This window comes from Gynurincola endophyticus (genome assembly GCF_003991195.1).
GTDB classification, from domain to species: Bacteria; Bacteroidota; Bacteroidia; order Chitinophagales; family Chitinophagaceae; genus Gynurincola; species Gynurincola endophyticus.
On the sequence record NZ_RCWL01000003.1, the window covers coordinates 490166 to 515692 of the forward strand.

Genomic DNA, 25527 nt, shown 5'->3' on the forward strand with positions numbered 1-25527 from the left:
AATGAGAACAATTTTTCGTAATGTAGGATTGGTTGCCGCATTCTTACTGTTTGGCACCAATATTTTTGCACAACAACGTATTGTTTCTTTAAACGGAACTATGAGTGAAATACTCTGTGCATTGGGTTTGGAAGAGCAGATAGTGGGGGTGGATGTCACCAGCAATTATCCTGCTGTTTTAAATAGCAAAACGAAAGTTGGTTACAATAGAACTGTTTCGGCTGAAGGGATTTTATCCCTTCGGCCTACTTTAATTATTGGAGCTGACAATGAAGTGCCTGCTCAGGTAATTTCTCAATTGAAGAATGCTAAAGTAAATATGTTCATTGGCCACCAGGAGTATAGTGTTGAAGGCACTAAGCAATTAATTGTTGCTCTTGGTAAAGCTACCAATACCGAAGAAAAAGCTAAACAGGTTGTAAAAGACTTTCAGCAACGAATTGATCAACTCACTATTAAACCTAATCAGAAAAAAGTTTTATTCATCTATGCCAGAGGTGCAGGCGCAATGTCAGTAGCCGGTAAAAATACTGCGCTGCACAATATGATTGTATTGGCAGGTGCAAAAAATGCGATTGAACAAATCGACGGCTTTCAACCCCTCACTACTGAGGCATTGGTAGCAGCAAATCCGGATGCAATTTTGTTATTCGACTCAGGCTTGAACAGTATGGGTGGAAATAAAGGATTATTAGAAGTTCCGGGTATTAAAATGACCAATGCAGGAAAGAAAGGAAAAGTGATTACGATGGATGGTCAACTGCTTTCGGGTTTCGGATTAAGACTTCCCGAAGCAATTCAATCACTTTATCAAAAAATTATTGAATAATGTTGTATCAGAAGTCGTGGTATACAATACTGTTTTTCTGCTTGCTGATAGCAGTAGCTGTTTACTCGATCGGAGTAGGCGCTGTTCATATCACTCCTACAGACATTATTAAGATTTTTAGCCAGAGCCTGGGTTTTGCTTACGGCGCTGATATTGATGAGGGATTAAAAAATATTTTTCTTTTCATACGTCTTCCCCGCGTAGTATTGGGGATGCTGATTGGTGCAGGCCTTGCTGTATCAGGGGTAGCTATGCAAGGTTTATTCAGAAATCCTTTGGCTGATCCTACATTGATCGGTATTTCGGCAGGAGCTTCCCTCAGTGCAGTTTCTGTGATTGTTGTATTTTCTTCATTACCATTTTATAAAGCTCTTCCTGAACAATATCAGTATTACTTTTTAAATATAGTAACCTTTATTGGTGCTGCACTCACTTCATTACTGGTATTCAGAATGTCGAGGGCAAAAGGAATTACGGTGCTCGCTACATTGTTGTTAGGAGGTTTAGCGATTAATGCTATTTGCCGTGCCAGCGTTGACCTGTTAACTTATATTGCCGATGATGCCCAGATCAGAAATGCAACATTCTGGTCGATGGGAAGTTTGAACGGTGCTACATGGGTCATCGTATTATCAATTGTACCTTTTATTTTGATTCCTGTAATTGTTTTACCATTTCTCGGAAAAGCTTTAAATGCATTTGCACTCGGAGAAAAAGAAGCCCAGTTTCTGGGGGTGAATGTAAAGCGGTTGAAATTAATGGTAATCGTATTCGCTACAATGGCAGTAGGGGCTTCTGTTGCCGTGGCAGGCATTATTGGTTTTATTGGTTTAATTGTTCCGCATATTGTTCGTCGCATTTCCGGTGAAAATTATACGTTGTTATTAGTTAACAGTGCACTGTTTGGTGCAACACTGTTAACGCTTTCTGATGTGTTAAGCCGAACGATAATAGCCCCGGCTGAACTACCCATAGGCATTATTACTGCATTTATAGGTACTCCGGTATTTGTATTTCTGTTGATACAACAGAAGAAACAATTAAAATTCAGTTTATGAATATAGTGGCACAAAATATCCACTTCTCTGTAGGAAAAAAGTCTATTCTCAAAGGAGTAAACTTTACTGCAAAAGCTGGCAAAGTGTTGGGTATACTTGGTCAAAATGGTGCCGGAAAATCGACCCTGCTGAATTGTTTGGCCGGCGCTCTTAAAGGGTATACGGGTAAAATTGCGATTAATAATATGGATATTGATCGGATGCAGATACAACAGCTGGCTAAACAAAGAGCTGTGTTGTCTCAGAATCATTCTATTACACAGCTGTTTAAGTGCAGTGATATTGTGATGATGGGCAGGTATCCGCATTTCTCAACCAGCCCTTCTAAATTTGACATGGAAGTGGTAGAAAGAGCCATGTATGAAATGCAGGTGAATAAATTAGCCGACAGATACTATGTACAGTTATCCGGAGGTGAGCAACAACGTGTGCAAATGGCCAGGGTTATCGCTCAGTTACAGAATAATCATTCCGATAATAGTACCCAGAAAAAAACAGGTGTTCTGTTACTGGATGAGCCCATTTCTAATATGGATATTCTTTTTCAACATCACTCCATGAAAATGGCACGAAAACTGGCTAAAGATGGTTTAACGGTTATTGTCATATTACACGACCTTAATCTGGCCGCACAATATTGCGATGAACTATTATTAATGCATGGAGGTGAAGTAGTTGAACAAGGTGAAATAGAACAGGTACTCACTCCAGATAATATTTATACCGCTTATGGTATTAATATAAAAGTGTTAAAGACAGTTGAACACCCTTATCCTATTATGGTACCTGTTATGAATGAATATACTACACAATCAATTAAAATATAGAACTTATGAACATCAATACACAGATGTCAATCAAAGACAATTATTTGTCTTACAAAAAAGAAAATCCTAAAAAAAGAATCCGGGATATTTCGAAAGCAATAGGTGTAACAGAAGCCGAAGTGCTGCATTCTTTTTCTGGCAGTAGTGTAATGCCTTTGAAAAATGATTTCAAAGCATTGTTTGAACGTTTACATGAATTAGGAAAAGTAATGGTGCTTACAAGAAATGAATCTTGTGTACATGAACGTAAAGGTGTTTTTGAGAAAGTTGAAGTTACTAATCCACATGTTGGAATCGTAGTAGGAGAAGATATCGATTTACGTATGTTTTTTTACTGCTGGTCATTTGCTTATGCAGTGTTTGATAACGAAGAGGCCGGCCTGAAAAAATCAATTCAGATATTCGACAAATGGGGAAATGCAATCGTTAAAATATATCCGCAGGCAGAAGCAAATCAGGAGGCTTATGATTCATTAGTGAGAGATTTTCAGCAAGCTGAACTAAATCATGAAATTACAGTTGCTGAAAAACAGGCGCTGCAGTATGCAGATCCTTCAACAGTTGATATTGCAGCTTTCCAGCAAGAATGGGCTGCTTTAAAAGATACACATGATTTTTTCCCGATGATGAAGAAATATAAACTTTCACGTATTGATGCTATTCGAAATGGTGGCAGTTTCGTAAAGAAAGTACAGAACACGGCTGCTGCTGACCTATTGAAATCGGCTGCAGCAAGCGGGCTGGAAATCATGGTGTTTGTTGGAAATGACGGTATGATTCAGATTCACACTGGCAAGGTTGAAAAAATTCTTGATATACCTGAATGGGTAAATGTTATGGATAAAGATTTTAACCTGCATTTACGCACTACACATATCCATGAAACTTATATGGTAAAGAAACCTACAGAAGATGGTGTTGTGCATTCTGTAGAATGTTTTGATGCAGAAGGAACACTTATTGTGCAATTCTTTGGTAAAAGAAAGCCTGGTAAACCTGAGTTGACAGAGTGGACAAGCTATGCGTTGTCATTAAGTTAATTATAATTTTACATTTAAAAGGTCGGTACTTGTATTAAAGTATCGGCCTTTTTTTGTTTTACGGTTATGGTAGGTTGGTATATGTCAATTGAATTTAAAAAAATTATTGTAAATTATTGACTATCTGCACTTTTAGCAGAAGTGGTTGTTTTGTGCACTATTATGCATTTTTGTGAATACTTTTCTTCAAATATTCGATTATGGTTTTGCGTTATTATGTAAAGAATATATGAAGAAATTATTATTTTGTTTTATGTTGCTGGTTGGCTCAATGTGGGCTATGGCTGGTTCAGTTACAGAGCAGGGAAAGTTTTATTATTCCGATTCTGTAAAAATTATCAATGCGCCGGAAGATTTACGTACAATTCCAGCTACTCCGAATACTCTTTATATTACCTATCAGGGGGATGTTTTTTTTCACGACTTATCTAATACTAATGCAGATAATGGTTATACCATAATTGTAAATCATTTAAATCAGCGTTTCCGGAAAAAATTGGAAAACTATATTTATCCGGAATGGTTTGGTGCAAAAGGTGATGGCGTTTCAGACGATGCTATTGCTTTTAATAAAATGTTTAAGTTCTTAGAATTGATGAATCCGGCCCCTACCTATCGTGTTTTTAAGGTTGGCTTTCAGTCGGGATCATATTTAATAAATGATACCGTTCATCTACCGCATAGGATAGGAAAAGTTAATTATGTACCGAATACTCTTCTTATTGATGGTTATGGTGTTGTGTTGAGAACTACTCAACCGGGAAATGTGATTTTCTATCGAAGCTTTCAGAATTTTGATCAGGCTAATTCTATTATAAGCGATCATCGTCTGATTCTGCAGGGATTAAGTTTTGTGGGACCAGGAGTTATTGATATTGGTTCGAAGGCATTGGATATAGGTGCTTATTATGGTGCAAGTTTTAAAGACATATATGTATCTCGCTTTGATACCGGATTTGTATCAAGATTTATGGTGAAATGCAAGTTTGATAATATTTTGTTTAATCAGAACAGATCAGTTGCATTAGTGGGAGCGTCTTACAGAGATGTGTTACCTGGTGCTACAGTCATGAACTCATCTTTTAATAGCAATACAATTTCTAATATCAGAAATTATGCTTTGCAGGGTTCTTTTGCTTCTGTAATTCTATTGGGCACAGATCAGACACTTATAGAAAACTCAGTATTTGAAGGAGATAAACCGACTTATCATATTTATATGGATGATCAGAGTAATACTGGTCAGGTGATTACAAAAATCGAAAGAATATGGTTTGAGTCTAAGAATGGTCTTGATCCTGAAACATTAATGTACTTGAAGTTCCGCGGAACTCTTCTTTTATCGGAAATTCAGCGCACCCACCCTGATGTTCTTTTTATGGCAGACCTGGCACCGGGTGCCATTCTTAGAATTGAAAATATACCTCATATGGGTGGGAATGTGGAAAAGCCTTTTGTATGGTTGAGCAATCCTACGGGAAGAAAGTTAGAAGTTAAAAACGTTGCTAATTCTGAGTGGTTTTTGGATACTTCAAAATATGTAGGCCAACCTCCACAGAATTCGGTGATTGATAGATGGCTTCCTGCTAATAGTGGTTATCAAACTATTTATAATGGTAATCCTTCCTTTTTGGTAAACCCTAATGAACCGCCAAGTTCAAGAGTGGTAAGTGTATCGGGAACTTATCTTTATGATGTAGATAATGTTTATGATATTGGGCAGAGGGCAGCAATTTTACGAAGGCCAAGAAGAGCTTTGATAGGGACAGGTGGTTATGGGGCTCAAATCAATAATAATGCTGGAGGTTTTTGGTTTTATAAAGTAAATGGAGATGGTTCTTATACAGAAAATGTAGCTGCCGCATGGAGGGCAAGAAATGATTCGGTTACTTACATATTTGGATCAACCGGAGGTTTCGATTTACCGAGAGGAACAACTCTTCAAAGATCAATTAACTATGCAGGTCGTTTCAGATGGAATACAGATTCGAGTAAAATAGAAGTGAATAATGGTACCCGCTGGTTGAATGTATTAACAAACCTGGAAGTAAATCGTGATACGATCGCTAACGTTGCGTCTACTTTTTTGCCTTTGCAATTGACGAGCACATACACTGCGATGGCGGCGGATGCTACAAAAATGATATTTATAGATGCGGCTACAAGCTTAGTGAATTTGAATATTAACCCTGCGGTCTTTGCTAACAGAACTATTCAGGTATTTTGTAAAAATGCCAGTTTTACCGCCAGAATAAATCCAACTACAGGAAGTATTAACGGAGCTGCGAATTATGATATGGCATTAAATGAATATGTAAAAGTTTATTCAGACGGAACAAATCTTTATATTTTGAAGTAAAGTTTATCAAACAAAGAAGCCTGCGTTTATACAGGCTTCTTTGTTTGATGTTTTACAGACTTCTGTCTATTGCGTTAATTGTATCTTCTATATCCTGTTCGCTTAATGCATCATTCAGAAACCAGCTTTCGAATGCCGATGGCGGTAAATAGATACCGCTGTTCAGTAGTTTGTGGAATAAAGTATTGAACAGTGTTGTGTTAGAGCGTGCTGCGCCTCCAAAGTCAGTAACTTTTTCTTCTGTGAAGAAAATACTAATCATTGATCCGAGCTGATTAATGGTATACGGAATCTTTTTAGATTTTAGTACTTCGTCGATTCCCTGTTTCAGGCGTTTCGTTTTATTCTCTAATGAGGTGTATATTTCAGCACGTGATTTCAGCTCGTTCAACAGCGTGTATCCTGCAATCATGGCTAAAGGATTACCGCTTAATGTACCAGCCTGATAAACGCTTCCTAATGGCGCTATGCACTCCATTATTTCGCGTTTGCCTCCAAAAGCACCAACAGGCATTCCGGCCCCGATTACTTTACCATAGGTTACTAAATCGGCTTTTACATTTAATTTTTCCTGGGCTCCACCTTTGGCTAAGCGGAATCCGGTCATTACTTCATCAAAAATGAAAACAATATTTTCTGCATCACAAATTTCTCTGATACCTTCTAAGAAACCCGGCTCAGGAAGAACGCATCCCATATTACCGGCCACCGGCTCTATGATGATAGCCGCAACTTCGCCCTTATTTTTTTCAACGAGTTGTTGTACCGCAGCAAGATCATTATAAGCACAGGTTAATGTGTCGGCAGCAACACCTGCCGTTACACCCGGAACTGTCTGAATATTCAGTGTTGCCAAACCACTACCGGCTTTTACAAGAAACGAATCTGCATGACCGTGGTAGCAACCCTCAAATTTGATAATTTTATTTTTTCCGGTATATCCTCTGGCTAAACGAACTGCACTCATGCAGGCTTCGGTACCGCTACTCACCATTCTGATCAGATCAACATTCGGAACCATCGATATAATGAGTTCGGCCATTTCTATTTCCAGTTCAGTAGGCGCCCCAAATGATGTAGATAGTAAGGCTTTTTCCTGAATAGCTTTTACCACCGGTTCATATGCATGTCCTAAAATTAAAGGGCCCCATGATGCAATATAATCGATGTAGCGATTTCCGTCTGCGTCATATAAGTAGGCACCTTTTGCTTTTTGCATGAAAATGGGATCTCCCCCCACGCTTTTAAAAGCACGAACAGGTGAATTTACACCACCGGGAATAGATTTTTGTGCCCGTGCAAATAAGTCAATACTTTTCTGAATAGACATTATGATAATAGTTTTATAGCATCTTTAGCAAAATAAGTGGCGATCAGGTCAGCTCCGGCTCTTTTCATAGAGAGCAGTGTTTCAAGAATTGCCTGTTCTTCTTTTATATATCCCATTTTTGCAGCCGCTTTAATCATGGAGTATTCTCCACTAATGTTATAGGCGCTAACCGGAACTTCTACAGCGTTTTTCACTTCTCTGATAATATCGAGATAGGCTAATGCCGGTTTTACCATTACAATATCAGCTCCTTCTTCAACATCCATTAAGGTTTCTTTAATGGCTTCTATCCGGTTGGCCGGATCCATCTGGTAGGTTTTTTTATCACCAAATCCAGGAGCAGAATCCAATGCGTCTCTGAAAGGACCGTAAAAGCAGGAAGCATATTTGGCACTATAACTCATAATGCCTGTATTATGAAAATTGTTTTCTTCCAATGCACTTCTGATAGCGGCAATTCTGCCATCCATCATATCTGAAGGAGCAATGATATCAGCTCCTGCTTCCGCATGAGAAACACTCATCCTGGCCAACACTTCAACGGTAGCGTCATTAATGATTTTTCCGTTTTCTACGATACCGTCATGGCCGTAAGAAGAAAAAGGATCTAATGCAACATCGGTCATGATGACCATTTCAGGACAGGCATCTTTAATTGCTTTAATACTTCTTTGCATGAGTCCATCCGGATTAACCGCTTCAGTGCCTTTATTGTCTTTCAACTCATCTTTACATTTAATGAAAAGCAGAACACTTTTAACGCCTATCTTCCATAATTCTTTCACTTCTTTTACAGTATGATCGATACTATGGCGATAATAATCGGGCATAGTGGCGATTTCTTCTGTAATACCGCTTCCTTCTACAATGAATAAAGGAACGATAAAATCATTTGCACTTAAACTGGTTTCGGCAACCATAGCCCGGATAGCCGGTGATACTCTCAAAATTCTGTTTCTTCTGTACAACATGATGATAAAAATTAAAAGCCTTACGGTTTTATAGCGACCGTAAGGCTATATGATTTATTTAGCCCATTCTCTGGGATGCAAACATGCTTGTAGCAGTTTATCTTCTTCAGAGCCGGGTTGCGGATGATAATTATATTCAAAACGAACGGTAGGAGGCAGACTCATCAGAATACTTTCGATTCTTCCGTTTGTTTTTAATCCGAAAATAGTACCTCTGTCGTGTACCAGATTAAATTCAGTGTAGCGACCCCTTCTGATTTCCTGCCAGTATTTTTGTTCGGGTGTAAATGATAATGTTTTTCTTTTATTGACCACAGGAACATAGGCTGTAATGAAACCATTTCCACAAGCTTTACTGAATTTTAACCAGAAGTCGAGATCTTTTTGATCATTCGGACGTTGGTGATCATAAAAAATACCGCCAATACCTCTTCTTTCATTGTTGCGATGTGTATTGGTAAAATAGATATCGCATTCTGTTTTGAATTTAGGATACAGGGCAGTATCGAACTGATCACAAATATCTTTATAAGTCTGATGAAAATGAATGGCATCCTCTTCAAACAGATAAAATGGAGTTAAGTCGGTACCTCCGCCAAACCAACGGTCAATAACTTCGCCTCCTGCATTATACAATTCAAACATTCTATAGTTACAATGTACAGTTGGCACTAAAGGATTGTACGGATGAATAACGAGTGATAAGCCGCATGCAAACCAGCTATCGCCTTCTATAGGCAATTGTGATTTCATGGTTTCGGTTACTTTGCCATAAACAATGGAGGTATTAACTCCTCCTTTCTCGAAAACAGCTCCATTGGCAATTACACGGGTTTTTCCGCCGCCGCCCTCGGCGCGTTCCCAGCGGTCTTCGTGAAAGGTTGCTTTGCCATCAGCTGTTTCTAATGCTGCACAAATATCATCCTGTAACTGATGAATGAATTGTATCCATGTTTCTTTAAAGCTCATAAACTTTTTTTGTAAAGTGAATAATGTGTCTTTGGCGCTGACTACATTAGGCTACGTTGGTGGCTATATAAAAGGTTTATGAATGTGAATAGTTCTTCACTGTATCAACAAATGCACGGGCATGATCAACCGGAACATTGGGTAAAATTCCGTGTCCGAGATTGGCTACATGACGACCCGGACCGAAAGCTTTCAGCATTTCTTTTACTTCCTGTTCAATTACAGGAATGGGTGATAACAATTTAGCCGGATCAAAATTTCCTTGTAAAGTAATATTGTTTCCTGCCAGCTGTCGTGCATATGACGGCTTTATACACCAGTCTATTCCTAAGCCGTGCGCACCTGTGGCTGCCATTGCATCTAAAGATTGCCATGCACCTTTCGCAAAGATGATAGTTAATACCTCGTCTTTAAGGGCATCTACAATCTGACGAATATATTTTAATGATAAATTTTCAAAATCTGCCGGGCCCAGCAATCCCCCCCAGCTGTCAAATATTTGAATTACATCAGCTCCGGCCTGTACCTGTCCTTTCAGATAAGCAATAGTGGTATCGGTAATTTGCTGTAGTAATTTGTGGGCAGTTTCAGGTTGAGTATAGCAGAATGCTTTCGCCTCGTCAAAGGTTTTTGAACCTTTTCCCTGTACCATGTAACAAAGAATCGTCCATGGAGCACCGGCAAAACCGATTAATGGAACTCTTCCATTTAATTCCTTTTTAGTGAGTCGTAATGCATCAAATACATAACCTAATTTTTCATTTACATCAGGTACGATTAAACGCTTCAGATCGCTGTATTGTTTGATAGGATCGGGTAAAAATGGTCCTTTACCTTCTATCATTTGCACTTCCAGCCCCATTGCCTGTGGCACTACGAGGATGTCAGAAAAGATAATAGCAGCATCCACGCCCACCTGCTCTACCGGTTGAATGGTAATTTCTGTAGCAAGTTCAGGACGTTCACAACGCTCAAAGAAAGAATACTTTGCTTTTAATGCCATATAATCCGGTAAGTATCTGCCGGCCTGGCGCATCATCCACACGGGTGTTCTTTCTGTCTTTTCACCTCTTAAAGTTCTTAATAATAAATCGTTCTGTAACATGCTTTGAAAAATTATATAGTCGTTAAGTTTTTTTGAATGTACTGCTCAATTGCTTTTAGCATGGAGAGCGGGTTGGTTTCTTCGCTTTGAATAATAGTATTCTGAGTGTATTGTTCGAGGGTTTGTGCTGTTGTTTTTCCGATAGCAATACAAATAGTTTTGCTGGGGAGTGTATTGTAGGTGAAAAAACTTTCAACACCACTGGGGCTGTAAAACATTACAAAGTCAGCAACAGGTAATGGTTTTGGGATAAGTTCTGTTCTGTAAACAATATATTCTGTCCATTCTTTATTACCATCTGTAAGAGCCGAGGGTATTATTTCTCTTCTTCTGTTACCACAAAAAAAGTGATAATGCGGATAAGAGGAATCAATGATTTTGTCGGCCAGTTCGTTACCATATCCGGCAGTTCCTACGATGTTGGTTTTGGGATAGTTTAAGAGTATCTTATCTTTAGTAACACCATGAATGCAGAAAGTGTCCCATGGCAGTTTATCTTGTGGTGGAAATACACTTTTTAGAGCAATAATTGCCTGTTCGCTCGTAAAGATAGCAGCATCCTGCGGTTGTTCAAAAGTTTCTTCCATTCTTAGCTGCAACAACGGGGTGATGCATGGCACAGTTTCTATTACACTCGACTCAATATAATCGAATTGTCTTTCCTTTGCCCATTGGTGTAGTTGGGGGGATAATATTTTCGTACTAAGAATGGAATAAGCCATAGTTATTTTTCTTTAGTTCGAATTTTGTTAGCGATCAATTCTCCGCCATTAATAATTAACTCAAGTGCTAAACGGTTTCCGAGATTATCAATATCGTTCAAAGGAACTACTTTTTCAATAGAAGCTTTCTGAGATCCGTCAGGTAAAACAATATTTCCTTTAAAATGAAGCTGATCTTTGTCAATCGATGCCAATGCACTGATCGGCGTAGAGCAACCGCCCAGTAAGCCGCTTAAAAACTCACGTTCTACTTTGGTACAAACGGCAGTTGTTTCATCATTAAAAAGTGTACAGGCTTCCTGTATCCATTGATCTTCCCCTCTGCAAACAATCATAATAGCTCCTTGTGCCGGAGCGGGTAGCATCCAGTCGAGCTCAATTGCTGAAGAAGGTTTCAGGTTAATTCTTTCTAAACCTGCAGCGGCGAAGATTGCTCCACTCCAATTGCTTTCAGCCACTTTTTGTAAACGGGTGTTCACGTTTCCGCGAAGATTTTCAATTTGATGGTGCGGGTAGCGGTGTAGCCACTGTGCTTTTCTTCGAATGCTTGAAGTTCCGATGGTCATCGCAAAACTATCAGAGGAATTGTTCAGAGCCTCATGAATGTTATCGGTAGAAGACCGAAGTACCAGAATATCTTTATAAGAAGCGCGTTCCAGAACAGCAGCCTGAACAATACCTTTTGGTAGTTGAACCGGCACATCTTTCATAGAATGCACGGCTATATCAATTCTTTGATTTAATAAGGCAGCATCAAGACTTCTGGTAAAAACACCTTGTACTCCCATTGCGTATAAAGGTGTTTTTAAGTCAATATCACCTTCTGATTTTATGTAGACTAATTCAGCAGTGTAACCGTTTTTTTCCAGTAAGTTTTTTGTGGTATTGGCTTGCCATACAGCTAATTCACTTTCACGTGTGCCAATCCTGATCGTCTTTTTCATTGTCATAAAATGGAATAAAGCTATAAACAAAAGTTTATAGCACCTAAATATAAGGCATTCTTTTAGTTATTGCTAGGAGCAATAAATTCATTAATAGCCTGAATGTATTGACAGCCACCCTGGTTTTGTTGTCTCATTTTAGACGCCATACCATTAATAACTCGTTGAATTTTATCATTTAAGTTAACTTCAGGGGCATTCAATACGTTTTTGGCATATTGATCAAAAAGAGGATAAGTGTGAATTTCTTGAAGAGTAACTTTTACGGCTTTTAATAGAGGAACATGCTTACGCATTTCATACCATTCTAAGAACTCCTGGATATAGGTTGTAATGATTGTTTTTGCTTTGGGAACTTCGCCCAGGCGCATTAAAAGCGTTTCGTCTTTTAACTTAGAAAGATCGTCAACATTCACCAATTCAATATTGGATAACTCTTTTGCCGACGGATCAACATTATGCGGAATAGACAAATCAATAATCAATTGATTGCCGTTGTGTTCGAGGTGTGAAGTAGTAATGGTATGCTGTGTAGCATTAGTAGCCACTAATACAATATGTGAGTTGGTTAATTCTTCCTGGAGGTTTTCAATTGGTGCGGTTCTTAAACCCAACTCATCTGCCAGCTCACGTGCTTTATCATGAGTACGGTTAATTAATGTAACATTGGTAGTGCCAAGATAATCAACGATATTTTTACAGGTATTTCTACCGATTTTACCGGTACCTAATAAAAGAATTTTTTTGTTGGTAATATTAACAATGTTCTCTTTTATATATTGTACCGCAGCAAAAGACACTGATACGGTACCTCCGCTTAATTGTGTATTGTTTTTGATTGCTTTTGAAGATTGCAGTGCACAGTTCACCATTCTATCCATAAAAGTTCCTACAAAGCCATGTTCACGTGAAAACTTTACTGCATTTTTCAATTGCCCTACAATTTCATAATCTCCCAGAATTTGAGAATCCAGACCTGCTCCTACGGAATACAGGTGCTCAATAGCATCCAGTTCTGATTTAATGTAAGCCATTGAGTGAAAAGCATGGGCATCACCCTCTGTTTGAGTACAGAGCAGATGAATGAGTTCGCTTACATCTTCAGCAAAACCATAGATTTCGGTTCTATTACAAGTAGAAAGAATAAATAACTCGTCTAACCCATAACTCGGTGCCTGCTCGAGTAATTTTGCATATTGATCATTGCTGATAGCAAAGTTACCCCTGATGCCTGCATCCGTCTTCTTGTAGTTAATACCCGCAACAAAAAATCTCGATATATCCTTACTTCCTTGTCTTTGCATGAATTGGAGATTGACTTTGCAAAAATACTTTAGAAATTTCCTAAAAACGACTCGAAGTGTCATTTGAGTGTCATATTACAAGCTGATCTTTGTCAGTTTTTCGGCTGATTAAGATCAATTTAATTTTTTTGAACCAATTTAAAATCGAACTGTTAGGAAAAGCGAACATTTTTATAGTTTTAAACGCCGGGCGGGTTAGATTTGCACTTTATTTATATGAAAATGAATAGTAAAAAGAGAGGAATCGTTTTAATGAATCTGGGTTCACCCGATTCAACAGAGGTAAAAGACGTGCGCAGATACCTTAATGAATTTTTAATGGATCCACGCGTTATCGACAAACCATACCTTCTTCGTGCACTATTGGTAAAAGGAATTATTGTGCCTTTTCGCGCACCTAAATCGGCAGCGGCTTACCGCTCGATCTGGACCGAAGAAGGCTCCCCTTTAATTGTATTAAGTGAGCAGTTAAAAAAAGCAGTGCAGGGTCAGGTGGAAGATGTGCCGGTTGTGATTGCTATGCGTTATGGAAATCCGACGCCGTGGGCAGCTTATGATGAATTGTTGAAAATGGACCCTTCTATTGAAGAAGTAGTTTTATTTCCATTGTATCCACACTGGGCAATGTCAAGTTATGATACTGCGGTAGAGTATGCGGTAAAAGTGCATAAAGAACGTAACTATAAATTTGATCTGAAAGTAACACCTCCTTATTATAATCAGCAGGAGTATCTGAATGCGCTGGCAGAGAGTATGAAGCCTTATCTGGCACAGGAGTATGACTACGTATTGTTCTCTTATCATGGAATACCGGAACGTCATAATATTAATGCTGTAGAGGATTTGAACGGATGTACTTCCAAAAAGGATTGTGCTGCCTGCAAGGCGGATGTAATGCCGCACGAAAAGTGCTATCGTCATCAATGTACCTGGACGACTGAAACCGTTACAACAATGTTAGGAATACCTGCAGGTAAATACGGTACCTCGTTTCAATCAAGATTAGGAAGAGATCCCTGGCTACAACCCTATACGGCTGCTCAGTTTGAAGAACTACCGGAACGTGGGTTTAAAAAAGTTTTAGTAGTGTGTCCGGCATTTGTAAGTGATTGCCTGGAAACGTTAGAGGAAATAGCTGAAGAGGGTAAAGAGTTGTTTATGCATGCAGGTGGAGAATCGTTTCAGATGATTCCTTGTTTGAATACACATCCGACCTGGGTAAACACAGTTTTAACGTTAGTTGATCGTACTGTATAATATTAAATATAAATAGTAATGTATCTCTATCTTAAAGCGCTACATATTATTTTCATAGTAACCTGGTTCGCGGGCATGTTTTACATGCCCCGTTTGTTTATTTATAATAGAGAAGCGCAGGATCAGCCTTCTCCCGGTCGTGAAATATTACAACAGCAGTTTACTGTAATGATGAAAAGATTGTGGTGGGGTATTACCTGGCCTTCTGCAATCATCACACTGATACTGGGTCCGACGTTATGGTTTAGTTTGAATGTAACACCGGGTTGGTTGTTGCTGAAGTTAGTATTTGTGTTAGGGTTATATATTTATTTCTTTTTTCTTCACGGAATATTCAGACAGCAGATACAAAATAAATTTAAGTACAGTTCACAACAGTTGCGCATCTGGAATGAAGTTGCCACAGTGTTTTTATTTGCAATTGTTTTTCTGGCAGTAGTAAAAAATAACATGAGTGTAGTATGGGGATTACTCGCATTGGTTTTATTGATAGCTGTATTGATGATTGCTATTAATATATATAAACGAGTTCGGCAACGTAAGTAAAAGATGTGTATTATGTAAAGAGTACATGTGTATATTATGCTACAAATAAAAAATGTTGTAGCATAATGATACACATTGAGGTTAAAAAAGGGAAATAGTTATAACGGTCAGGGATAGCTGAAAAAAGGATGATGTTAATCAAGTGTGGTTTGAGTGGAAAGCACAGGAATTGACTAGGGTGAAGATTTAAAAGGGAAATTGGGTAAAATAGAAAAACCTTTCCTGTTTTTTAGAGTTATTAAAGGAAAGGGGAGTAGGAATACTCCCCTTTTTAACCCCTAAACCCTAAACCGTAGAAAAGGTTTTTCTTATATAAAGAATAAAGTAATAATCTTTTGAAGAACTGAATTATAATATAAAAATTTGATGCCAGCTTTAAGAGTTTCCTTTTACTCTAACATCTCTTTGTTTAAAAACTTCTGAATCGATTTATATGTTTCATAAACTGTGCCAAATAATCGGATTCATACGGTCTGTTGATTTTTTTGCTGCAGCAAATCCAGAACACAAGTTTAGTTTAAATCCCTCAAAATGACGTACCCCAATCCGCTCAATTAATTCCTATAACACATTTTGAGCCTATATTTTATTCATTTATAGATGGCTTAAATTCTGTAACTTTGCTGACCTAAAAAACAAATTTTTTAGATTTTCGGAGAATTTTTACTATGTCAGCAAAATATAAAGAATACCAGCATTTGAACTTACCCGCAATCGGGGAGGATGTATTGAGTAAATGGAATGAGAATCAGACTTTTGAAAAAAGTATTGCTGTTCGTGATGGAGCACCTTCTTTCGTTTTTTACGAAGGGCCGCCAAGTGCGAATGGGATGCCTGGTATTCACCATGTTATCAGCCGTACCTTAAAAGATCTGGTATGCAGATATAAAACCATGAAAGGTTTTCAGGTAAAGCGTAAAGCGGGGTGGGATACTCATGGTTTGCCAATTGAGTTAGGCGTTGAAAAAGAACTGGGTATTACGAAAGAGGATATCGGTAAAAAAATTACCGTTGAAGAATATAATCGCAAATGCCGTGAAGCGGTGATGCGCTATAAAGACAAATGGGATAGTATTACTAAAAAAATGGGTTATTGGGTAGATTTGAATGATCCTTATATAACCTTTGATAATCAATATATTGAAACACTTTGGTATTTGTTGGGTGAACTATATAAAAAGGACCTTCTTTATCAAAGTGTTAGTATTCAGCCATATTCACCTGCTGCAGGTACAGGTTTAAGTTCTCATGAACTGAACCAGCCAGGAACGTATAAAAATGTTAAAGATACTTCTGCAGTAGTTATGTTTAAAGTGGTGCAGAACGAAAAAGCTCAGTTCCTTTTTGATAGCCTCAAAGCACAAAGTATTCAGGATGAACTGTTTTTCATGGCCTGGACAACTACTCCATGGACTTTACCTTCTAATCTTGGTTTAACGGTTGGTCCAAATATCGATTATGTGGCTATACACACTTTTAATCCTTATACCGGAATTCCGATTGTGGTGATTCTTGCTAAAAATCTGGTATCTAAATATTTTAAAGCCGAGAATGAAAATATCGACTTTAGTACTTATAAAGAAGGTGATAAAGTAATACCGTGGAAAGTAGTGGCTTCATTTAAAGGAAGTCAGCTGGCAGATTGCCGTTACGAGCAATTATTGCCGTTCGAAGCAAACACTCCGGAAATCGCCGGTGGAGATCCGTTCCGTGTGATTATTGGTGACTTTGTTACTACTGAAGATGGTACCGGTATCGTACATACGGCTCCGGCTTTTGGTGCGGATGACTATAAAGTGGGTAAGAAGTTTAATATCGGTATACTGACTTTGGTTGATCGTGAAGGAAAGTTTATTGATGGTACCGGTGAATTTAGCGGACGGTATGTGAAAAACTATAAAGACGATCCGGATTATGTGGATGTGAATGTAGACATCTGTGTAAAACTGAAAAAAGAAAACAGAGCGTTTAAAATAGAAAAGTACGAGCACAATTATCCGCACTGCTGGAGAACGGATAAGCCAATCTTGTATTATCCGCTGGATGCATGGTTTATCAAAACTACCGCCCTGCGCGATCAGATGGTGGCTTTAAATAAAGAAATCAACTGGAAACCGAAATCAACCGGTGACGGCCGTTTCGGAAACTGGCTTGAAAATATGGTAGACTGGAACTTGAGCAGATCGAGATTCTGGGGTACACCATTACCTATCTGGATAACTGAGGATGGAACCGAGCAGAAATGTATTCAAACGATTCCACAGTTAAGAGAAGAAATTAAAAAAGCAAGTCATTTAAATACTCAAAAAACTTTAGATACTGTAGAAAATAATATTGATTTACATAAACCATATGTAGATGATATTATTCTGATGAGTTCTAAAGGAGAACCGATGAAACGTGTTCCGGATTTGATTGATGTATGGTTCGATTCGGGTGCAATGCCTTATGCTCAATGGGGGCTTGATCATGAAAAACTGGCTGCAGGTGATCCGAAGCCCTTCAATGCACCTTTTGATACCAACTATCCGGCTGATTTCATTTGTGAAGGTGTTGACCAAACCAGAGGTTGGTTTTATACGCTTCATGCGATCAGTTCTTTGTTATATGGTAGCGTAGCATTTAAAAATGTAATTTCTAACGGTCTGGTACTGGATAAGAACGGTAACAAAATGAGTAAGCGTCTGGGTAATGTGATTGATCCTTTTAAAACGCTTGACGAATATGGTGCTGATGCTACCCGTTGGTATCTGATTACAAATGCGGCACCCTGGGACAATTTAAAATTTGATCTGGCCGGTATCAAAGAAGTTCAACGTAAGTTCTTTGGTACTTTATATAATACTTACCAGTTTTTTGCTTTATATGCGAATGTAGACGGATTTAAGTTTGAAGAAGCTTATATACCGTTAAAGGACCGTCCTGAAATTGACCGCTGGATCATTTCATCTCTCAATAGTTTGGTGAAAAAAGTAAACGAACTGATGGATGATTATGAGCCGACACAGGCGGGAAGAGCGATAGAAGAATTTGTAGATGAGCATTTAAGCAACTGGTATGTTCGTTTGTGCCGACGCAGATTCTGGAAAGGTGAGTACGAACATGATAAAATTTGTGCTTATCAGACTTTATACGAATGTTTAGAAACCGTATTGAGGTTAACTGCTCCGATTTCTCCTTTCTTCAGTGATGCTTTGTTCAGCAATTTGAATGAAGTATCGAAACGTCATGAAGCTGCATCTATCCACCACGTCCTGTTTCCGGTGGCTGATGAGTCGGTAATTGATGCTTCATTAGAAGAAAGAATGCAAATGGCACAGGATATCAGTTCTTTGGTATTAAGTTTGAGAAAGAAGGTCAACATTAAAGTGCGTCAGCCTTTGCAAAAAGTGTTGATTCCTGTATTAACGCAGGACATGAAAACTCAGATCGGAAAAATTGAAGACCTGATTTTATCAGAGGTAAATGTGAAAGAATTGCAGTACCTGACTGAGGATAACGGATTCATTAAGAAGCGTATCAAACCTAATTTTATTGCTTTAGGTAAGAAATTAGGAGCTAAAATGAAAGCAGTTGCCGCAGATTTAGGCAGTTTTACACAAGAACAGATCAGTTTGTTAGAAAAAGAAGGGCAAATTTCATTGTTTATTGATAACGAACCCTTAATATTGATGATAAATGAAGTGGAAATCACCAGTGAGGATATTCCGGGCTGGATGGTGGCCAACAAAGATGCACTAACCGTTGCATTGGATATAACCGTTACCCCTGAACTGATCAATGAAGGAAATGCCCGAGAACTCGTCAATAGAATTCAAAAGATCCGTAAAGACAATGGGTACGAATTAACAGACAGGATAGAAGTGAAGGTAGAAGCTAACGACTTGTTAGCAACATCCATAGAAGATTATAAGGCATACATTTGTGCGGAAGTTTTAGCTGATCAATTAGAATTGATACCTGAGTTATCTGATGGCACCGAAATTGAGGTAAACGATATTTCTTTAAAAGTGTTTGTCACAAAAAAAGCCTAATCTTATGGCCGTTAACAAAAAAACAGTAAAAGCAACTTCAAAAACGACTACAAAAAAATCCAGTCCTGCGAAGAAGTCTACTGTAAAAGTTACTGAAAAGCCAACTACAAAAACTGCATCCGCGCAGAAAGGAACTTCACGTCCTGCAGCGCCTGCTAAAAAAACAGCAGAAAAGAATGCAAAAAAAACTGATAAGAAAGTAGCTACCCCTGCTGCTTCCGCTGCTAAAAAAGCTGTTAAAAACGGTTCTAATAATGCTGCTAAGGTAACAAAGGGTAAAGCTGCTGTTGCTTCAACTAGTAAAAAGGTGGCGGCGACCACCACCAAAACGGAAATGAAGAAAAACGAATCAGCAGAAAAAAAGACGACAAAAGCTGCTAGCAAAGACGAAAAGGTAACGAAAAAAACCGCAGACGCTCCTAAAAAAACAGCGACAAAAGCTCCTTCTGCTAAAGAAGAGCCGAAAAAAGCTGTAGCAGCTGATAAAAAGGCTACCGAGAAAAAAGCAGTTAAATCCGAACCGGCAGAAGAAGTTATTGAAACTTCTGCACCAGCTAAAGTAGAAAAGAAAAAAGCAGTTCCGGCAAAACCTACTAAAGTAGTAATTCCTGAACTTTCTACTAAAGCAGCACGCAAATATGAACCTGAGTTCACGAAATCTGTACTGGATCAACCGGCTGGTGGCATAAACACTGGTCCTACTCTTCGTTACAGTGATTCTGACTTACAGGAATTCAAAGAGTTAATCTTAAAGAAACTGGAAGCTGCAAAGCAGGAATTATCTTATCTCCAGGGATTAATCACCCGTAAAGATTCTATGGGTGGTGATGAAACTGAAAATCGTTACATGACGATGGAAGATGGTTCGATGAGTATGGAGCGCGAACAATTAGCGCAAATGGCTTCACGACAAATCAATTATATCGATCACCTTGAAAAAGCGTTGATGCGTATAGAAAACAAAACTTATGGAGTTTGTAGAGTAACCGGCAGACTGATCGATAAAGCTCGTCTGAAAGCAGTGCCTCACGCTACTTTAAGTATTGAAGCAAAACAAAATATGAACAGATAATATATTTGTTATATTCCTAAGTATTTTAAATGCCGGCTATTTAATAGCCGGCATTTAACGTATTAGAATACCTGTCTTTTATATTTTTCAATATAGTTTCTTTAGGAGGATTCATCAGTAAACTATATCATGAAAAGTATCATATATAATAAAAAAGAAGGATGAGATGCAAGCAGAAGTTTGAATAAGAAAAGGAATGGAAAAAGCTTTTATAGAAACGGTATCTGATAAAGTATCCGCATTAAAAAATTGGAGGCAATAAACATAAAAAGGAGTCTTAAGACTCCTTTTTATGTTTATATACGTATAAAACTGTTTTCAGATTTAAATGAATCATTTATCTACCTCTTGGCGCCGCAGGCTTTAACTGATCAAAAGCTGCAGGCATCGGTTTCTCGAATAAGTGTTTATAATAAAACTCATACGATGCTTTACGATAGTGTAATGACTTAGCCGGACTATTACCTCCAATACTATGACGCTCGCCAGGATAAACCATTAATTCGAAGGTCTTACCTAACTCTTGTAATTTATCTACCAACGTCAAACTATTCTGAAAATGAACATTGTCATCAGATGTTCCGTGATTGATTCTTAAAACACCTTTTAATTTGTGCGCATACTCCATTACACTTGTTTTTTTGTAACCGTCAGCATTGTCTTGCGGACGATCCATAAAACGTTCTGTATAGTGAGAATCATAGAACTGCCAATCAGTTACAGATGCATTAGCAATACCGTGTGTAAACACGTCTGCGCCATACGTTAAAGCCATACAAGTCATGTATCCGCCAAAACTACCTCCGGTAATGGCAATCTTAGTAGCATCCACCCAAGGTTGTTTAGCTAAATATCTCGCACAGGTCATATAGTCTTCTGTTTCCCAGATTCCTAATTGACGGTGAATATAATTCATACCCTCTTTACCGAAATGGCCAGAACTTCTGTTATCAAAAGACACCTGAATTAAACCTTCCTGTGCCCAAAGTTGAGTCATGCCATTGATTTGTTTGTAAGCATCTGTTACATAGGTAGAGTTTGGTCCACCATAAATGCTTACTAGAACCGGATACTTTTTCTTAGGGTCAAAGTTGGCAGGATATACAATAGATACCGGTAATTCAAATTTGCCGTCATGCGAAGTAACACGAACGATTTCAGATTTCGGCAATGCATATTTGTCAAAATCTTTTCCTTTAATAGTACCGATTTCTTTAATAACTTTTCCTTTCTCATCAATAATCGCTAAAACATTCGGCGTACTGATATTTGAATAAGAAGCTACATAATACTTGCCGCTGGGTGATAAACCTAATACGCTGAAAGAATAATCACCGAAACTTAAACGCTGAACTTTTTTGCCGTCAAAGCTGGCTTTGTAAAAGTCGTGACGTGCCGAGTTCTCTTTACGTGCAGTATAGTAAACTGTTTTAGCTTTTTCGTCAATACGAATAATTCTTGTACCCCAGTTATTGCCTGTAGTAATCTGACTGATTTGTTTACCTTCTGCATTTAACAGATAAAGGTTTAACCAACCGTCTTTATCACTCATGATGATTGCATCATTGTTTTGTAAAAAGTCTACATGAACATCATCTAAAGTAATCCAGGTAGATTGTGTTTCTTCATACCAGATTTTTTTGCTTCCGTTCTGCGTATTTACATCGTAAATTTTTACCTGGGTTTGATCGCGATCCATCCAAACAGCCAATAACTTATTGGTTGGCGTCCAGATAGGTTCACCAAAATATTGGTCAACTTCCTGATCAAAATCTGCCCAAACCGTTTTTGCCTGATTTACCGGAGTGATACCGATTTTTACTTTAGGACTTGGATCACCGGCTTTCGGGTAGGTTTCATTTTCGAGATACCCATGTTGCCCTTTTAAAACATAAATAGGAAAAGTCGGCATCAACGAATCGTCGAAACGCATGTAAGAAATTTGTTTACTGTCGGGGCTGAACCAAAAGGCTTTGTAACGGCTGGCTCTTCCCAGAATTTCTTCAAAATAAACCCATGATGCCCATCCGTTTTTAATAAACTCTGTACCGTCGTTTGTCAGCTGAAGCTCTTTTTTATTGGCAATATCGTAAGAGTAAAGGTTGTTGTCATTTTTGGTATAAGCTGCAAACTTTCCATCAGGTGAAACGGTATAGTTTTTGGCGCCGTCAACAGGCGGTTTAGGAGCTGCGGCAAACGCAGGTCTTGGGGCTTCCTCAGCTGGAAGAGCTGTTTGGGTACCCTTTTTAATGTTGTAAACAAAACCCTCCTGATTCATTCTGTTTCTGAAGGCTACTTCATTATCAGATAACCATTCTACAGAATTAGGTAGATTGTTGTAAATGTCTCTTGAGTAAGTGTTTAAGATCAGTTGCTCAGTCGGGATCAACTGCTGGGCGTTCAGGGCAGAACTACCCAAAAAGCAAGTTAGTGCAATGGATAAAAATTTTCTCATAGTCCTGTTATTTTCTAGTCGGTGAATGTACAAAAAAAATCAACCTTTAAAAGGATGATCGTGATTAAATAAGTAATTTTGGATTTAAAATATTTACCTATGCAAGAAGGAAAACGTCAAAAACAGGTGGCGGGGTTATTAAATGAAGAGTTGAATGAAATTTTCCGTCGCTTAGGAATTACTATGGTAGACGGAGGGATGGTGTCGATTGCCGGTGTGAAAGTAACTCCTGATTTATTGGAAGCGCGTATTTATTTGAGTTTTTTCAAAGTAAACAATCCTCAAACGGCTCTGGGCGTTATAGAAACAAAGGCCTGGGAAATCAAACGTGAATTAGCTGCACGTGTTGGTAAACAGTTGCGCAGAATGCCCGAAATAAAATATTATGTAGATGATACTTTAGATCATGTATTTAAAATGGAAGATTTATTCAAAAAAATCAATGAAGACCGTCCTGATCAGTCCGATCAATCATCTGACGAAAAACAATAATATAATAGAGTGAACTTTTTATTCGCCTGGCGCTACTTCAGAGCAAAAAAATCAACCAATGCAATCAATGTGATTGCCTGGATCAGTATGTTGTCTATACTGTGTATCACCTTTGCCTTTATAGTAGTGCTAAGTGTGTTTAATGGGTTTGAAGGACTTGTAAAATCTCTCTATTCTTCTTTCTATACCGACATTCGCATCGAAGCCAGAACCGGTAAATATCTTACTGTTTCTGAATCTCAGTTAAATGCCTTGTCTGCTCAGCAGTATATTCATGCTTATACACCAACTTTAGAAGAGAAAGTGTTGCTGATGAATAAGGACGTTCAGGTGATTACAGATTTAAAAGCAGTAGATACATCTTATGCTTCGGTGAATGAAGTAAAGGATTATATGATCAGGGGAGAACTCTATTTTGGAGACAATGAAAAACCAGCCATTGTTTTGGGTAGTGGGGTAGAAGCTGCTTTAGGTGTATTAGCTGATAGAAGCATTTTTCCTCTAACTGTATATATATCCCGTAAAGGACAAACAGCTCTAACCGCTAATCCGATTGATGCATTCTCAGCTGCAAATATTCAAACGGCAGGTACTTTTCAAATTCAGGCCGACATTGACAATAAATATTCTCTTACGAATATTCATTTCATGCGTGAAATGACGAAGACGGCAGCTGATGAATATACTGCGATTGAAATTTCGTTGAAACAACCTGATAAAGCTGTTGCAGCTAAAAAAAGTTTGCAACAGTTATTTCCGGACGCAAAAGTACTCACCCGCTACGAACAGAATGAAAGCCTGTTTAACTTAATGAATATGGAAAAGTGGGCTACCTATGCATTGCTTACATTAATGCTGGTAGTGGCTGCGTTTGCTATGATCGGAAGTTTAAGTATGCTGGTGCTCGAAAAGAAAAAAGATATCCAGGTATTAAAAGCATTAGGGGCAAGTCAACGGAAAATCAGAAACATCTTTTTAGCTGAAGGTTTTCTTTTGTCTTCTATAGGTGCTGTTATCGGTTCTCTGCTGGCTATAATATTTTGTTACCTTCAGCAAACTGTTGGTTTAATTAAAATCAGCGGTTCTACTTTTCTGGTTTCTTATTACCCGGTTGCAATTGATTACGGTCAAATAGCAATCATCCTCTCTATTGTTATTCTTATCACATTAGCCGCTTCGTGGTATCCGGCTAAAAAAGCCGCATTGCAGCCATTTAACCTGAAAGTTTAAGAACACTTTAACTGTACAAAGGCTGTGGAAAATGGGTATTTTTTGACTGAACTTACCTGGGTTTAATTATGATCTATAAAAAAAGACCGGACTAGCCGGCCTTCTTCAATTAACATGTTCTGTTATAATATATTAATAGTCACCTAAGGTTTCTGGTAACTGTGCTAAAGCTTTTGCCAGCTGCTCGTCGTTTGGAGCAATACCATGCCATTCGTGTGTGCCTTCCATAAAGTCAACACCGGCACCCATAGCGGTTTTCATAATAATAACGATCGGTTTACCCTTGCCTACGAAAGTTTTAGCATGTTCAAGTATTGCAGCAACCTCCTCAACATCGTTACCTTTTTCAAAATCAATTACTTCCCAGCCAAAAGCAAGGAATTTTGCTTTTAAATCACCCAACCCCATTACTTTAGAAGTTGGTCCGTCAATTTGTTGACCATTATAATCAATGGTAGAAATCAGGTTATCAACCTTGTGATGGGCAGCAAACATAATAGCTTCCCAGTTTTGACCTTCATTCAGTTCACCGTCACCGTGTAATGAGAATACCAGGTTAGGCTCACCGTTTAATTTTTTAGTTAGTGCAGCACCAATAGCAACACTCATGCCCTGGCCTAAAGAACCCGAGGCAATGCGAATTCCAGGAAGATGTTCGTGGGTTGCAGGGTGACCCTGAAGGCGCGAATTGATCTTTCTGAAAGTTGCTAATTCTTTAATATCAAAATACCCTGCACGTGCCAAGGTTGAGTAATAAACCGGAGAAATATGCCCGTTAGATAGTATAAAAACATCCTCATTTTTCGCATTCATATCGAAATTTGGATTATGCTTCATCACTTTAAAGAATAAAGCTGTGAAGTAGTCGGTACATCCTAAAGAACCTCCCGGATGACCGCTGGCGGCACCATGTACCATGCGAACAATATCTCTTCTTATCTGAGTTGCAATGTCTTTTAATGCTGGCATAACCTATGCTTTTC

The 25527-nt window shown here is 38.4% G+C and carries 20 protein-coding genes; 11 read left to right on the top strand and 9 right to left on the bottom strand.

Annotation, left to right across the window (positions count from 1 at the left end; translation table 11 throughout):
• Position 1: 1 nt before the first annotated feature.
• From D9O48_RS08775 to D9O48_RS08795, 5 genes are all read left to right on the top strand, one after another.
• On the top strand, positions 2–829 hold the full coding sequence (locus D9O48_RS08775) for a heme/hemin ABC transporter substrate-binding protein (protein ID WP_126972577.1): 828 nt from the start codon (positions 2–4) through the stop codon (positions 827–829).
• Positions 829–1887 (top strand): FecCD family ABC transporter permease, encoded by a 1059-nt coding sequence (locus D9O48_RS08780; protein ID WP_126972578.1) that lies wholly within the window; start codon positions 829–831, stop codon positions 1885–1887. Before D9O48_RS08775 ends, D9O48_RS08780 begins: the two co-directional genes overlap by 1 nt.
• Positions 1884–2714, top strand: coding sequence for a heme ABC transporter ATP-binding protein (locus D9O48_RS08785; RefSeq protein ID WP_126972579.1), 831 nt, complete (start codon positions 1884–1886; stop codon positions 2712–2714). The genes D9O48_RS08780 and D9O48_RS08785 overlap by 4 nt, the downstream gene beginning before the upstream one ends.
• Positions 2715–2719: 5 nt before the next feature.
• Complete coding sequence (locus D9O48_RS08790; RefSeq protein WP_126972580.1) at positions 2720–3754, top strand: hemin-degrading factor; 1035 nt, start codon at positions 2720–2722, stop codon at positions 3752–3754.
• Between the two features lie 229 nt (positions 3755–3983).
• A complete protein-coding gene (locus tag D9O48_RS08795) occupies positions 3984–6113 on the top strand; it encodes a hypothetical protein (protein WP_126972581.1) in 2130 nt (709 codons plus the stop codon).
• 52 nt (positions 6114–6165) lie between these two features.
• Here D9O48_RS08795 and hemL read toward each other — a convergent pair whose 3' ends face one another.
• The 7 genes from hemL to hemA all read right to left on the bottom strand — a co-directional run bounded on the left by hemL (position 6166) and on the right by hemA (position 13458).
• Entirely contained in the window at positions 6166–7443 is a 1278-nt protein-coding gene (gene hemL / locus D9O48_RS08800) for a glutamate-1-semialdehyde 2,1-aminomutase (protein ID WP_126972582.1), read from the bottom strand.
• Positions 7443–8414, bottom strand: coding sequence for a porphobilinogen synthase (hemB, locus tag D9O48_RS08805; protein ID WP_233589216.1), 972 nt, complete (start codon positions 8412–8414; stop codon positions 7443–7445). The genes hemL and hemB overlap by 1 nt, the downstream gene beginning before the upstream one ends.
• 54 nt (positions 8415–8468) lie before the next feature.
• A complete protein-coding gene (gene hemF, locus D9O48_RS08810) occupies positions 8469–9383 on the bottom strand; it encodes an oxygen-dependent coproporphyrinogen oxidase (RefSeq protein WP_126972584.1) in 915 nt (304 codons plus the stop codon).
• 76 nt (positions 9384–9459) lie between these two features.
• Positions 9460–10488, bottom strand: coding sequence for a uroporphyrinogen decarboxylase (gene hemE / locus D9O48_RS08815; protein ID WP_126972585.1), 1029 nt, complete (start codon positions 10486–10488; stop codon positions 9460–9462).
• Positions 10489–10499: 11 nt separating this feature from the next.
• Entirely contained in the window at positions 10500–11210 is a 711-nt protein-coding gene (locus tag D9O48_RS08820; RefSeq protein ID WP_126972586.1) for a uroporphyrinogen-III synthase, read from the bottom strand.
• A gap of 2 nt (positions 11211–11212) precedes the next feature.
• Entirely contained in the window at positions 11213–12154 is a 942-nt protein-coding gene (gene hemC / locus D9O48_RS08825) for a hydroxymethylbilane synthase (protein ID WP_126972633.1), read from the bottom strand.
• A gap of 62 nt (positions 12155–12216) precedes the next feature.
• Entirely contained in the window at positions 12217–13458 is a 1242-nt protein-coding gene (gene hemA, locus D9O48_RS08830; RefSeq protein ID WP_126972587.1) for a glutamyl-tRNA reductase, read from the bottom strand.
• 222 nt (positions 13459–13680) lie between these two features.
• On the opposite strand from hemA, the gene hemH reads away from it, so the two are divergent.
• The 4 genes from hemH to D9O48_RS19025 all read left to right on the top strand — a co-directional run bounded on the left by hemH (position 13681) and on the right by D9O48_RS19025 (position 20367).
• On the top strand, positions 13681–14715 hold the full coding sequence (hemH, locus tag D9O48_RS08835; protein ID WP_126972588.1) for a ferrochelatase: 1035 nt from the start codon (positions 13681–13683) through the stop codon (positions 14713–14715).
• Positions 14716–14733: 18 nt separating this feature from the next.
• Positions 14734–15261, top strand: coding sequence for a CopD family protein (locus tag D9O48_RS08840; protein WP_126972589.1), 528 nt, complete (start codon positions 14734–14736; stop codon positions 15259–15261).
• A gap of 668 nt (positions 15262–15929) precedes the next feature.
• Positions 15930–19295, top strand: a complete 3366-nt coding sequence (gene ileS, locus D9O48_RS08845; protein WP_126972590.1) for an isoleucine--tRNA ligase — start codon at positions 15930–15932, stop codon at positions 19293–19295.
• A 4-nt stretch (positions 19296–19299) separates the two neighbouring features.
• Positions 19300–20367, top strand: a complete 1068-nt coding sequence (locus tag D9O48_RS19025) for a TraR/DksA C4-type zinc finger protein (RefSeq protein WP_233589217.1) — start codon at positions 19300–19302, stop codon at positions 20365–20367.
• Positions 20368–20704: 337 nt separating this feature from the next.
• Here the strand turns inward: D9O48_RS19025 and D9O48_RS08855 are convergent, their stop codons facing one another.
• Positions 20705–22822, bottom strand: coding sequence for a S9 family peptidase (locus D9O48_RS08855; RefSeq protein WP_126972591.1), 2118 nt, complete (start codon positions 22820–22822; stop codon positions 20705–20707).
• Between the two features lie 99 nt (positions 22823–22921).
• Between D9O48_RS08855 and D9O48_RS08860 the strand changes: the two genes are divergently transcribed.
• Together D9O48_RS08860 and D9O48_RS08865 are read left to right on the top strand one after the other, a co-directional pair.
• Complete coding sequence (locus D9O48_RS08860; protein WP_126972592.1) at positions 22922–23314, top strand: ribosome-binding factor A; 393 nt, start codon at positions 22922–22924, stop codon at positions 23312–23314.
• A gap of 9 nt (positions 23315–23323) precedes the next feature.
• On the top strand, positions 23324–24544 hold the full coding sequence (locus tag D9O48_RS08865) for an FtsX-like permease family protein (RefSeq protein ID WP_126972593.1): 1221 nt from the start codon (positions 23324–23326) through the stop codon (positions 24542–24544).
• A gap of 132 nt (positions 24545–24676) precedes the next feature.
• Here the strand turns inward: D9O48_RS08865 and D9O48_RS08870 are convergent, their stop codons facing one another.
• Positions 24677–25513, bottom strand: coding sequence for a transketolase (locus D9O48_RS08870; protein WP_126972594.1), 837 nt, complete (start codon positions 25511–25513; stop codon positions 24677–24679).
• Positions 25514–25527 lie beyond the last annotated feature (14 nt).